The sequence below is a fragment of the Bradyrhizobium sp. USDA 4369 genome (assembly GCF_054056435.1).
Genome location: NZ_JBSRYH010000001.1, coordinates 7,108,563 through 7,121,056 on the forward strand (window position 1 = coordinate 7,108,563; position 12,494 = coordinate 7,121,056).

General features: G+C 66.0%; 11 protein-coding genes and 2 pseudogenes. 2 read left to right on the forward strand and 11 right to left on the reverse strand.

Annotation, left to right across the window (positions count from 1 at the left end; all coding sequences use genetic code 11):
- Positions 1–581: 581 nt before the first annotated feature.
- Together ACVIJ6_RS32235 and ACVIJ6_RS32240 are read left to right on the forward strand one after the other, a co-directional pair.
- The gene (locus ACVIJ6_RS32235; RefSeq protein WP_456776010.1) at positions 582–2,687 is read left to right on the forward strand and encodes a protein-disulfide reductase DsbD family protein; all 2,106 of its coding nucleotides are present in this window, start codon (positions 582–584) and stop codon (positions 2,685–2,687) included.
- Positions 2,684–3,319 carry a DsbA family protein gene (locus ACVIJ6_RS32240; RefSeq protein WP_456776011.1) on the forward strand — a complete coding sequence of 212 codons (636 nt, stop codon included), beginning with the start codon at positions 2,684–2,686 and terminating at the stop codon, positions 3,317–3,319. The genes ACVIJ6_RS32235 and ACVIJ6_RS32240 overlap by 4 nt, the downstream gene beginning before the upstream one ends.
- Positions 3,320–3,384: 65 nt before the next feature.
- Here ACVIJ6_RS32240 and ACVIJ6_RS32245 read toward each other — a convergent pair whose 3' ends face one another.
- From ACVIJ6_RS32245 to soxA, 11 genes and pseudogenes are all read right to left on the reverse strand, one after another.
- Positions 3,385–3,726, reverse strand: a complete 342-nt coding sequence (locus ACVIJ6_RS32245) for a rhodanese-like domain-containing protein (RefSeq protein ID WP_456776012.1) — start codon at positions 3,724–3,726, stop codon at positions 3,385–3,387.
- 42 nt (positions 3,727–3,768) lie between these two features.
- Positions 3,769–4,329 carry a YeeE/YedE thiosulfate transporter family protein gene (locus tag ACVIJ6_RS32250; protein ID WP_456776013.1) on the reverse strand — a complete coding sequence of 187 codons (561 nt, stop codon included), beginning with the start codon at positions 4,327–4,329 and terminating at the stop codon, positions 3,769–3,771.
- A 12-nt stretch (positions 4,330–4,341) separates the two neighbouring features.
- Positions 4,342–4,884 carry a YeeE/YedE thiosulfate transporter family protein gene (locus ACVIJ6_RS32255; protein WP_456777131.1) on the reverse strand — a complete coding sequence of 181 codons (543 nt, stop codon included), beginning with the start codon at positions 4,882–4,884 and terminating at the stop codon, positions 4,342–4,344.
- A 92-nt stretch (positions 4,885–4,976) separates the two neighbouring features.
- Positions 4,977–6,077, reverse strand: a complete 1,101-nt coding sequence (locus ACVIJ6_RS32260; protein WP_456776014.1) for a YeeE/YedE family protein — start codon at positions 6,075–6,077, stop codon at positions 4,977–4,979.
- A gap of 68 nt (positions 6,078–6,145) precedes the next feature.
- Positions 6,146–6,587 (reverse strand): annotated as a pseudogene (locus ACVIJ6_RS32265) (DsrE family protein).
- 8 nt (positions 6,588–6,595) lie between these two features.
- Entirely contained in the window at positions 6,596–7,504 is a 909-nt protein-coding gene (locus tag ACVIJ6_RS32270) for an alpha/beta hydrolase (protein WP_456776015.1), read from the reverse strand.
- Positions 7,505–7,515: 11 nt separating this feature from the next.
- Positions 7,516–7,950, reverse strand: coding sequence for a DsrE family protein (locus tag ACVIJ6_RS32275; RefSeq protein WP_456777132.1), 435 nt, complete (start codon positions 7,948–7,950; stop codon positions 7,516–7,518).
- A gap of 26 nt (positions 7,951–7,976) precedes the next feature.
- Positions 7,977–8,690 (reverse strand): c-type cytochrome, encoded by a 714-nt coding sequence (locus tag ACVIJ6_RS32280; RefSeq protein ID WP_456776016.1) that lies wholly within the window; start codon positions 8,688–8,690, stop codon positions 7,977–7,979.
- The gene (gene soxC, locus ACVIJ6_RS32285) at positions 8,674–9,957 is read right to left on the reverse strand and encodes a sulfite dehydrogenase (protein WP_456776017.1); all 1,284 of its coding nucleotides are present in this window, start codon (positions 9,955–9,957) and stop codon (positions 8,674–8,676) included. The genes ACVIJ6_RS32280 and soxC overlap by 17 nt, the downstream gene beginning before the upstream one ends.
- Before the next feature lie 5 nt (positions 9,958–9,962).
- Positions 9,963–11,642, reverse strand: coding sequence for a thiosulfohydrolase SoxB (gene soxB / locus ACVIJ6_RS32290; protein WP_456776018.1), 1,680 nt, complete (start codon positions 11,640–11,642; stop codon positions 9,963–9,965).
- Between the two features lie 24 nt (positions 11,643–11,666).
- Positions 11,667–12,492 (reverse strand): annotated as a pseudogene (soxA, locus tag ACVIJ6_RS32295) (sulfur oxidation c-type cytochrome SoxA).
- Positions 12,493–12,494: the final 2 nt, after the last annotated feature.

Genomic DNA, 12,494 nt, shown 5'->3' on the forward strand with positions numbered 1-12,494 from the left:
GATGGTCCCGATGCGACGCCCCGTTCTCATGCTGCATGCGATGATGCGCCGCCTGGCCGCGGCGCTGATTGCGATCGTCATGGGTCTGGCTCCTCTTCTGGGCGCATTCGAGCCGGCTGCAGCCGCAACGGCTGGTCGCGCTGACGCCGCAAGGCATTGGTCTGACACACAAGCGGACATGCCGAAGCCCTGCACGAAGGCCGTGCTTCCAGGCGCCATCAACACCTGCCCGTTCGCCGGAGCCGGTGTCACGGCGATTCCGCCGGGCGAACACCTGACCGCGCAGCCGATCGCGGCCGCTAGGACACTGACATGGCGGCCGCACGATGTTGCGCTGTCGACGCAGTGTCACGCGTCCTCACCCTACCGCCCTCCCTGTCGGCTGTCCTAGGCTGACCGCTCGCTGGCTGCCAGCTCGCTCCTTGTCGCGCGCAACGTAACGCTGCGACATCGGCGGACGAATATATCGATCGCATGTCGACCGGATCATCTCCGGAACCTGTGAGCTGGCTCGCCCAACGCCGGATGCGGCGCAGCGCGGGCTTGCCAGGCCGTGCGCGATCAACGCGAGGGAGTTCTTCATGTCCATTCGTCGTCTCGGTCTCGGTGCCCTTCTGCTCGGAGTGTTGCATCTGATACCAATGATGGCCGCAGCCGCCGGCCCGCCGCACAAGGCGGAGGTCGACACACGCCTGCTAATCGGCGAGGTCGCGCGAACCGGTGGCGGTTCGACCGAGGCCTGGGCGGGTCTGGACGTCAGGCTTGGAACCGGCTGGCATACGTACTGGCGATCGGCCGGCGATGCCGGTGCACCGCCTGACTTCGACTGGTCCGGCTCCCGCAACGTCGCGGACGTCACCATCGAATGGCCGGCGCCGCGCCGCTTCACCGAGCAGGACATCGACACGTTCGGTTATGACGAACATGTGCTGTTCCCCTTGCGGGTCCGGCTGCAGGACAAGACGGCTCCCGCGCATCTTGCGCTCAAGGCCGTTTTATTTGTGTGCTCGGTCATCTGTACCCAGCAGGAGGTGCAGCTCGCGGCCGACATCCCCGCATCGACACGCCAGCCGAACGATCAGGCACAGATCGACGCATGGCGGCATCTCGTCCCGCGCGCGACAGCGCCAAGCCTATCCATCACGGAACTGCGGCTGGATCGCCAAGCCAAGCCGCAACTGCTGCTCGACGTGCAGGCCTCACCGCCGCTAGCCGCACCGGACGTCTTCATAGATGGCCATGACGCAATCTCCGGAGGCCGCGTGCGGGTAACCCGCAGGTCCGACGGCGGCGTGCGTCTCACCGTGCCGGTGCTGGGTCTCGATCAGGCCGGACTGATCGACCGGCTTCGGGTCACGCTGGTCGACGGCGACCGATCCATTGAAGCGACGCTCCCCATGAGCGTAGCCGGAACTGCACCCGCGGCCGATCAGGCGACGGCAACGCCCCACCCGGCCGCATCGATCTGGAGCATTCTCGGCATCGCCCTGCTCGGCGGCTTCATCCTCAACTTCATGCCGTGCGTGTTTCCGGTGCTGTCCCTGAAGCTGGTGTCGCTGGTCGATCATGCGCCGGATCGGTCGGCTTCGCCGCGATCGGCATTCCTGGCGACGGCGGCCGGCATCATCGCATCGTTCGTGACCCTCGCCGTCGTCCTCTCGGCCATGAAGGCAGCGGGCGCGCAAGTCGGCTGGGGCCTGCAGTTCCAGCAGCCTGTCTTTCTCGTCGCGATGATCATCGTGCTCGCCGCCTTCGGCGCCAATCTGCTCGGCCTGTTCGAGATCAACCTGCCCTGGCGGATCGCAAGCTGGCTCGGAGCGGCCACCGGCGATCGGACGCTCGCGAGCCATCTCGTGAACGGCTTCGTCATGACGCTGCTGGCGACGCCGTGCTCGGCTCCGTTCGTCGGTACGGCCATAGCGTTCGCGTTGTCGCAGGCTGCGCCTCAGATCCTGCTCGTGTTCACCGGGCTCGGCGTCGGGATGGCGGCGCCCTATCTCTGCCTCGCCGCAGCACCCCGCTTTGCCACGCTCGTCCCGCGGCCGGGGCGTTGGATGCTGAAGCTGCGCACCGTCGCAGCGATTGCGATGGCCGCGACCGTGGCATGGCTGCTGACCGTGCTCTCGGATATCAGCGGGCCGATGCCCGCCATCATGCTCGCCGCCGCGCTGCTCGTTGCCATCCTGATCATGACCGCGCGCCGCTTTCCGCTCCGGCGGGCGATGGCCGGAGCCGGCCTCGCCATCACGATCGCGCTGGCGCTGACGGCCGCCACCCATGTGCCGCAGCCGGCAGCGACGACACCATCGACCAGGATTGCCTGGCAGCCGCTGGTGCCGGCCGAGATCGCAGCGCAGGTCCGCGCCGGGCACACCGTATTCGTCGACATCGGCGCGAGCTGGTGCGTCACCTGCAAGGTCAATGAGAAGCTCGTGCTCGACAGCGTAGCCGTGCGCCGCCGCCTCGCCTCCGGCGTGGTCGCCATCCGCGCGGACTGGACCTCGCCCAGCGATACGATCGCGGCCTATCTCAGGTCCTTCGGCCGCTACGGCCTGCCGTTCAACGTCGTGTTCGGCCCAGGCGCGCCAGCCGGCATCGTGCTTCCCGAGCTGCTGACTCCCCAGATCGTGCTCGACGCGATCCACACCGCATCCAACCCACCTCACCCGGAGAACAACAAGACATGACCAGAACAAGCCTTGGCTCATCCTTTGCGATGTTGCTGCTGCTGACAGCTGCAATGCTTCCGCTGCAGGCCCGCGCCGAAGACGGCGACACCGACATCCTCAGCGAAGCGCGCATCCTGCATGATCCCGCGATTCCCGCCATTGGCAATGCCGATGGCGACATCACGATCGTCGAGTATTTCGACTACCAATGTCCGTATTGTCGCAAGATCAGCCCCGACCTCGCCAAGGTGGTGCGCGACGACGGTCACGTCCGGCTGGTCTTCAAGGACTGGCCGATCTTCGGCGGCGTCTCGATCTACGCGGCCCGCCTCACCTTGGCCGCCAGATATCAGGACAAGTTCGCCGAGGCGCATCAGGCGCTGATCTCGCTCAAGGAGAAGCTGTCCGAGGCCAAGGTCGATGTGGCGCTTTCGGCCGCCGGGATCGACCTCGCTCGCGCCAAGGCCGATCTCGCAGCCAAGCGGACCGAGATTGATGCGGTGCTTGCGCGCAACCACGAGCAGGCCACCGGCCTCGGCTTTCAGGGCACGCCGGCCTTCATCATCGGCCATTTCCGCGTCCCCGGGGCGCCGAACGCCCAGGCCTTCAAGCAGGCCATTGCGGATGCCCGCGCCGCGGCGACCAAATAGCAGGCGGTAACGTCGCCGGTATCGTGCGCGGACGCGACTCTTCGCGCCGGGCGCGGACCGGCGGCTCAGGCCACCGGACCGCCGTGTGCGCACCAGCCGCTCATGCCTCCGGCGTAGTGACGGACGTTCTGTCGTCCCGCCGCTAGCGCCTGCCGAAGCGCCTTCGCCGAGCGGCCGCCGGCCTGGCAGATCAGAACCACCGGCTTGTCGTGGATGAGACCGCCGGGATCGAAGCGCGACAGAGGGTGATTGACGGCGCCCGGAATATGGCCGCCGTTGAACTCGTGCGCCTCGCGCACATCGACGATCACGCAGCTGCGCTGTTGATGCGCCCGGACCAGCTCGTCATGCGCGATGGCTGGCACGCTGACCGATCCCGTCAGCCTGTTGAACAATCCTGCTAGCATTGGAGACGCCTCTTACTGTTGATGATGCATCGTCCGCGCCGGTCAGCCGGCCAGCGCGCGCCGCGCCTTGGCCTCGGACGATTCGACCCAGAGGAAGAAAGCACCCGCGCCGATCGCCAAAGCGGCGAACCAGATAACATCGGGTACGCCGGTGATGTCCGGCAGACGTACCTTGCCGAGCGCCCAGACGTTGAGAATGTGGGCCTTCACCCAGTCGAAGCTCAACGCATAGAGGATGGCGCCGACGATCATGCCGAAGGCCCCGACGGCCGCGTGGACGCTGCCGCTGGCGATGGCGCCGAGCGCGGTGCCCGGGCAGTAGCCGTAGACGACCATGCCGATGCCGAATAGCCCTGCACCGAGCGCGACGGCCAGCATGTTGGCGTCCTTGACGTAGTATTTAGTGTTGCCGGTATCGACCAGCAGCAGCACGCCGATGCCGCCGACCACGATCGCGGTCCCCATCACCTTCAAGACGGTGAAGTCACGCAGCCGGAACTGGTTCTCGATGACGTTGCAGCTCGTCACCTTGCCCTGCTGCAGCAGAAAGCCGAACACGGCGCCCATCAGGAGCGGGCCGGCAATGCTCATCACTGAAGTCATGACCTTCTCCTCTCAGGCTTTGCGGAACATCAGGCGCGACACCAACAGGCCGGTCGCGAACATCACCGCGAGGAACAGCCAGCTGGACAGCGCGAGCTGCAGCCCGCCGGAGATGCCGTGTCCGCTGGTGCAGCCGCCTGCGAGACGCGCGCCGTACATGATGACGATGCCGCCGAGAAACGCGGCGACGAAGCGCTTGAACACGGAAGGGCCGAAGCGCTCCTTCCAGACCTCCGGCACCAGTTCGAGACGCCAGGTGCCCGAGATGATCGCCGACAGGAACGCGCCGAGCGGAATGCCGACCAGGAACCAGACGCCATAGTCCCATTTCAGCGGCATCGACTTCCAGTAGCTGTTGGCGGCGACGGCGTCGGATCCGATCACCGGGACCGCGAACAGCGAAGCGACGCGCGAAAACGCGGTGGTGACGCCAAGCGGATCGCCGAACCCGGCAAAGGCCACCCAGCTGAGAATGCCGATGCCGGCACCGACCAGATAGGGCGACCAGTCGATCCGTCTCGCCTTCCGTACATCTCCGACCACGATTTCGGTCATCATCGTCATGACGCCAATCCTCCTGCTCGCGCGCGGCGCAGCCGCGCTGACAACGACGATTATATACGTACATTCGTACTTGTGAATATTAATTATGAGGGTATCGTGGCGCTCGGCAGTGCAGCGTCGTGCATCGGCTTGGCGGCGAACAGCCAACGGTCCACGACGAAATCGGTGGCGGCTGCGCCGAGCCACATGCCGCCGAGCACAATCCATGCTGTCAGCGCGAACACCGACGCCCCGGTCACACCGGCGCCGACGGCGCAGCCGCCGGCGAGCATTGCGCCGAAGCCCATCAGGACGGCGCCGATCAGATAGCGACGCATGCCGCGCCCGTCCGAAAAGCCTTCCAGATTCAGCTCGCGCGCCAGCACGGCCGCGACGAACGAGCCGATGAAGACGCCCGGAATGATGCCAAGATCGAAGCCTGGCTTGAGTTGCGTGTTGGAGAGCACCTGCATCAAGAGCTCCGCCGAAGGCCCGCTGAACGTCAGGCTCTTCAGCGGCACCGGCGCAAACGAGGCCTGGCCGAGCTGATAGGTCAGGAACCAGCCGGCTGCGACCGCTGCCCCGGCAGCCACCGCCGAACGGAGGATCCGGCCTCCGACCTGGAATTTCGACACCGCGGCGAGCCCGGCCAGGAACCATAGCATGCCGAAGCCGAGCTTCTCCGGCGTGCCGCCGCCGAATACGCTCATGATGTCGCGCGACGGTCCGCCGTCGACGAGCCAGAGATTGGTGAGCCACTCGCGCAGCGGCGCGAGCAGGCCGTGATAGGCGGATTGCGCGGTCACCGCGAAGATCAGTCCGGACAGCAGCGCGCGCAGATTGCCATTAGCCGAAAGCACCAGCAGCCGGCTGGCGCAGCCGCGCGCCAGGATCATGCCGCAGCCGAACATGAGGCCGCCGATCATCGCGCCGGAGATGCTGCCCTGCTGCGCCAGCTGGCGCGCTTCCGAAACGTCGAGCTGGCCCATCGCCACCAGCGCCTGGGTGCCGAGCAGCGCCGAGGCAAAGGTCAGGAGCCAGACGGCGAGGCGCGGCCCGCCCTGTCCGCGCGCGAACTCGATCGTCGCGGCCCGCAGACAGAAGCGGCTGCGCTGGGCGAAGAAGCCGAAGGCACCGCCGACCGCGAGCCCGCACAGCAGCAGCACCGGCTCCTCACCCAGACGATCGATCAATGCGGTGAGCACGGGCGCTCTCGTCGTTCAAGTCTGCCGCACAACGCGACGGTCGGCGTTGGCAAGGACGTATGCGGTCGTCACGGGCGCAGATAGGCATATCCGCTCTGCTGCAACTCGGTAAGGCGCACCACGCCGCCCTTCTCCGCCACGGCGAAGCCCGGCAGGAGATCGTCGAGCTTTACGCCCTGCGCCTTCATGGTGTTGGCACAGGCGTCGAAGCCAACCGCCTGCCTTCATGAGGCGCTCGGCCAGAGCCGAGATGGTCTGGTCGGCCGAAATCGCATGAAAGGCCCGTAAGCCCGGACCGTGGATGACCAGGCGAATGTCGGCCCGTCCAGGTCCTCCGGTGCCGTCGAGGTGGTTCTGGAGGTTTCCGAGAACGAACAGGGCGCGGTCCTGATCGGAAAGATGATAGGCGACGCGCTGGCGCGGAGACTCCGTCGCCGCGCGTGCGCTGCCGACGCCGAAGATTCCGAACAGACTGGCAAGACCGGCTTGCATCAAAGATCGACGTTTCATGGTGACTCCTAACGCGCGGCTGCAATGAATCCTGCGATGCGATCAGCGGCATCCTCGGCGGCGAGATCGCGAAAGAAGTGATCTGCGTCGTCGATCGTCTCCAGCCGGACACGGCTGCCGGCGCTTGACGCCAGCGGCGCGAAGGACGCTGCCACGTCCGGCACCGTCTTGTCTTGCGCTGCCGCAAGCACCAGAACCGGCAGGCTCAGATCGGCGATCAGCGCCGCGGTATCCTGGCGCCGGTCGGCGCGATAGAATGCGGCGAACGCGCGCGCCGTCACCTTGGCATCGCGGCAATAGATGAAGCCCGGCACCGACATCCAGTCACCGGCGCGCCCGGCGGCGATCGCAGCCTCAGCCTTGTCGAGCAGCGGCGCCAGCGGTTGACCATAGGTCTCCGCGTAGGCGGTCCTCAAGCCGGTCTCGATGCCCGCCGTCGCCGGCGCCAGCAGAATCACACCCTCGATCGCGGCTTTGTTGGGATCGGCGACCAGATAGCGGGCGACCTGATTGGCGCCGCGCGAATGCCCGAGCACGAAGATGCGCGACGACGTCTTGCGCGCTTCGCTCAGCCAGGCCGCGATCTCCACGATCGCATCGTCAGGCACATAGTCATGGGGCTTGGCGCAATCGTACATGCCGGTGCGGCGATCGAGACCGAGCACGAGATTGTGCGCGAGCGAGGCGATGCCCCGCTCGGCCAACGCCTTGGACAGGCCCTGGATGGTCTCCATGTCCTTGTGCGCGAGCGTGCCGTGCGTCATCAGCACCAGCGGCACATCGGGCCCCGACCGCGCCGGCAGCCGGAGCGTGCCGAGCGCCGTACGCCCGCCGATCGTGACCTCGCGCGGCTCCTCGGCCGCGAATGCGACCGACGACGCAATGAACGAGACAACAAGAGCGAGCCACAACCGCATCGCAAATTCCTTCACGGACGCACGATCGTCCAGTTCTTCTCCGACAGCTCCAGCAGGGTCGCGACCCCGGTCTTGACCACCGTGACGCCGTCGAGCAGTGGCGGCTGCCGCCCTTCCTTGCTCGCAAGCGTCTCCAAGGTATTGCCGCAGGCGACGAAGCTCACATTGGGCATCGACTTGGCGAAGCCGAGCACCCGCTCCTTCACCGGCGAGCGGTCGGCCAGCAGCATGTCGAGGCCGCCATTGAAAGCGACGATCACGATCTCGACTTCCGCGCCCTCGCCCGAATAGTGGCGAGAGACATTCGCGGCGACGTCGAGCACCGCGCGCATCTTGGCCGGATCCTCGTCGCTGATCTGCAGCGCGAGCCTGTGCGGCTCGGCTGCAGTGGCGATGGACGCTGCCCCGCTTCCGGCCAGGGCGACGGATGCGGCCGCCAACAGCATCTGGCGGCGGCTGCATCCGGCAATCCTCACTCGACGCCTCGCGGCTTGCCGTCCTTGTCTTCCGGCGTGACGTCGACAGCGGTCGCGCGTCCGGTGATCTTGACCGGCGCGATGCAGTTCTTCATGCACGGATCCTTCTGCCAGAACGCCTTCTCGCTCGTACTCCGGTCGTCCATGATGAACCCGCCCTCGTTCGGCATCTTGATCGTGGCGAGATTGCTGTTGCTCAGCTCGAAGTTCTGATCGGTGATCACGTCGTTCAGATAGAGCACATAGGCGACCAGCGCGTAGTACTCGTCGACCTTCAGCGACTGCGGGCTGCCGAACGGCATCGCGTGGCGGACGTAGTCGAACAGCGTCGAGGCGTAGGGCCAGTAGGAGCCGACCGTCTTGACCGGATTGTCTGATGTCAGCGAGCCCTTGCCGCCGGCGAGCACCGGCCAGCGACCGGCGCCTTCGCCGAACTCGCCATGACAGCTGGCGCAATTGTCCATGAACAGCTTCTCGCCCTGGGCGACGGTGCCCTTGCCGACCGGCAGGCCCTGCCCGTCCGGACGCACGTCGATGTCCCAGCCGCGGATCTCCTCGGCGCTCGGCGCGCGGCCAATGTTGAAGCGCTGCGGCGGCTTGGCCTCGGTTTTGGCCTCGGTCTTCTCGCCCGGGCCGCCGGCGAACGCCACCGAGCCAGCAAGCGTTGCCAGCGCCGCGGCGGCAATGATCAGCTTAGGCGACCTCGACATTCTCGACCTCACCATTTGCCTGCACGTGCCAGGTCTGGATGCCATTGTTGTGATAGATGGAGTTGTAGCCGCGCACCTTGCGCAGCTCGGCCTTGGACGGCTGCACATAGCCGGTCTCGTCCTGCACCCGCGACTGCAGCAGCAGCGGCTCCCCGTTCCAGTCGAACTCGTAGTAGAAGCGGGTCAGCGCCTTATCGAGCACCGGGCCGTCAAGCCGCGCCGGCCACCAGTTGCGGCCACCATCGAGCGACACGTCGACGCGCTTGACCTTGCCGCTGCCCGACCATGCCAATCCCGACACGATCGTGAACCCCTTGCCATGCTTGATCGGCGCCTGCGGGCTCGGGCTCGTGATCACCGACTTCGCATCCATGGCCCAGGTGAAGCGCCGCGCCTTGCCATTCGGCAGCAGATCCGTGTACTTCGACGTCTCCTCGCGGGTGTGCCAGGGCTGGTCGCCGACCTCGATGCGACGAAGCCACTTGACCCAGAGATTGCCCTGCCAGCCGGGCACGACGAGGCGCATCGGATAGCCCTGCTCGGGATACAGCGCCTCGCCATTCATTTTGTAGGCGATGATGCAGTCGTCGAGCGCCTTCTCGATCGGCAGGCTGCGATCCATCGCGGCGGAATCGGCGCCCTCCACCAGCAGCCATTTGCCATTGGTCTTGACGCCGGCCTCTTCCAGCAGCGTGCGCAGCGAGACGCCGGTGTACTGCACGCAGTGGATCATGCCATGCGTGAACTGGCAGCCATTGAGCTGGGCGCCGCGCCACTCCATGCCGGAATTGGCGGCACATTCCATGAAATGGATGCGGTTGGCGCGCGGAAAGCGCTTGAGTTCGTCGAGCGAAAGCAGCAGCGGCCGCTCGACCAGGCCATGGATCATCAGCCGATGATCGGCCGGATCGATATCGGCCACGCCGCCGTGATGACGCTCGAAGCACAACCCGTTCGGCGTGATGATGCCTTCGAGCTCATGCAGCGGCGTAAAGCTGACCGAGGATTCCCGCGAGGCCGTCAGCCATTCGACGTCGCGCCGGATGACGTCCTTCTCGAACTTGGAAGGCTTGCCGTAGGGGCGCACGGCCACGCCCTCGCCGAGGGTGCGCGTCCATTCCGGCACGTTCGGCGGCTGGTTGGCGGGATTGCCGGCGCCGGCTCGGGCCGGCGAAGCCAGCGCGGTGGCCGCGAGGCCACCGGCGGCGGTCAGGAAGCCGCGGCGCGACGCGCGCGGGACTGAGGGAAGTGATTTGTCCTTGGACATCGTCGTCACACTCCGGAGACTTTGACGGCCCGGTTGGGCTCGAGACGCACGGTTTTCTGGCGCTGCAGATAGCTCGACACGACCTCCCAGATCGGCGGCCCCTGCGTACCCTCGTTGACGCTCGCCCAGCCGGCGACCTGGTACTCACGCGACGGATCGATCGCGGCGCCGGTCTTGATCAGGCGCATGTCGGAGATGCGCTGCCCTTGCGGCTTGTTGACGTCGATCGCATAGGACATGCCGCCGATGCGGACCATGTCGCCGCCCTGCTGGTAGTACGGATCGACATTGAACAAATTGTCGGCGACGTCCTCGATGATCTCCTTGAGGCGCGTGCCGGTCATGCCCATACGATAGACCGCGGGATAGGTAATCGCGGTGGCGTTGGTGACGTCCTCGAAGGTGATGTCCTGGCCCGGCATGACGCTGGTGCCCCAGCGGAAGCCCGGCGACAGCGCAATCTCAGCATCGCGCTCCTGCAGCAGCGCCTGGCAGATCAGATCGTCGAACGTGCCGTTGAAATTGCCGCGGCGATACAGCAGCGTCTCGGTGCGGCCCAACGGCCGGGCGAGCTCCGCGGCAAACGGCCTGCGGACCTCGGCGATCTTGGCGGTCATCGCGGCATCCGGCGTGATCACGTCGGAGAACAGCGGGATCAGTTTGTAGCGATAGGCCTTGACGGAGCCATCCTTGACGTCGAGATCGAGCCGCGACACGAACTTGCCGGAGGATCCCGATGCGATCAGCAGCGTCTTACCGACCTTGATCGCTTCGGGCAGCGCATCATGGGTGTGGCCCGTGAGAATGACGTCGAGACCCTTGACGCGGCTCGCCAGCTTGCGGTCGACGTCGAAGCCGTTGTGAGACAGCAGTACCACGAGGCCAGCGCCGTCCCTGCGCGCCTTGTCGACCTGAGTCTGGACATCCTCCTCGCGCACGCCGAACGACCAGTTCGGAATCATCCAGCGCGGATTGGCAACCGGCGTATACGGGAAGGCCTGGCCGAGCACCGCGATCTTGACGCCGCCGCGCTCGATCATTGTCGAGGCCTCGAACGCCGGCTCGTTCCACTCGGTGTCACGGATGTTGAGGCCGAGGAACGGGAAGCCGAGCGCATCCACCGCCTGCCTGACGCGCTCGGTGCCGTAGGTGAATTCCCAATGCCCGGTCATCGCATCGGGCTTCAGCAGCGACATGCAGTCGATCATGTCCTGGCCGCGGGTCTTCAACGACGACCATGATCCCTGCCACGTGTCGCCGCCATCGAGCAGCACGACCTTGTCGCCGCGCTCGGCGCGGATCGCCTTGATGACGGTGGCCGCGCGGTCGAGCCCGCCGATCCGCCCATAGGTCTTGGCCAGCGCCTCGAAATCCTCCGAGGTCAGCGCATAGGCCGACGACGATCCCGGCGCGATGCCGAAGCGAGTGAGGAAATCCTTGCCGGTGACATGCGGCGGCTGGCCCTTGGCGTCGCCGACGCCGAGATTGGTCGACGGCTCGCGGAAATACAGCGGCATCAGCTGGCCGTGGATGTCGGTGACGTGCACCAAGGTGACGTTGCCGACCGGATCGAACGCCAGCAGCTCCTTCTCGGTCAGCTTCTGCTGGGCCAAGGCGCGGGACGTGCCGCCCGTCAAGGCAGCCGCCGCCAATGCGACCTGAACGAATTCGCGACGCGATATCATGATGTGTCTTCCTTGTGTCCGCGACTAGTTGCGGACCGACGGTGTCTCGACGGGCAGACCGATGCCGCGCCAGGCGACGTAGAGCTCGAGCGCGAGGAACTCATCCGATAGCGGCTTGTAGGGCACGCCGCGCACGTCGAACATGCAGCCCTCGAAGCGTTCGTGCAGCGGGATCAGGCGCTGATCGCGCAGCCGGTAGGTCGGAAAACCGTTGGTCTGGCCCTGGCTGAGAAAGTCCGCGCGCATGAACTTGCCGTTGTTCTTCTCATGGCAGGAGGCGCAGGCGAGATCGAGCTGGCCGACGCGCGTGTAATAGATCTCCTTGCCCTTCTCGAACCACGGCGACATCGGGCCATCGGTCTTCACCGACACCGGCAGGCCGCGCGACTGGAAGCGCACGAAGGTCGTCATGTCCGTCAGCTCCTTGGACTTGAACGCCCAGGGCTCCGCCTTCATATGCTCGGTGCGGCAGATGTTGATCTGTTGCTCGAGATTGACGGGCTTGTTGAGCTTGTCGCTCCATTTCGGCATGGCCGCGCCGACGCCCTTCATGGCCGTTTCCGCCTCGCCGTGGCAGCTCATGCACGACTTGCCTTCGCCGCCGTCAACCGTCTTCCAGACATCGGCCGCCCGCTCCACGGCGAGAAAACCCCGGATTCTCCAGGTCGTCGTCCTGCAGCGCGCGGGTTTCCTTCGTGCGGAACTGATAGCCCGAAATGATGGTCTTGAAGACGTGACCGGGAGGCGCCGGAATGCCCTTCCGTTCCGCCTCCTGGCCGAACACCGCGATGGCCGAGAAGGTCAGCGCGGCCGTGGCCAGGACAGCGAGAGAACCGTAGCGAATGGACATCC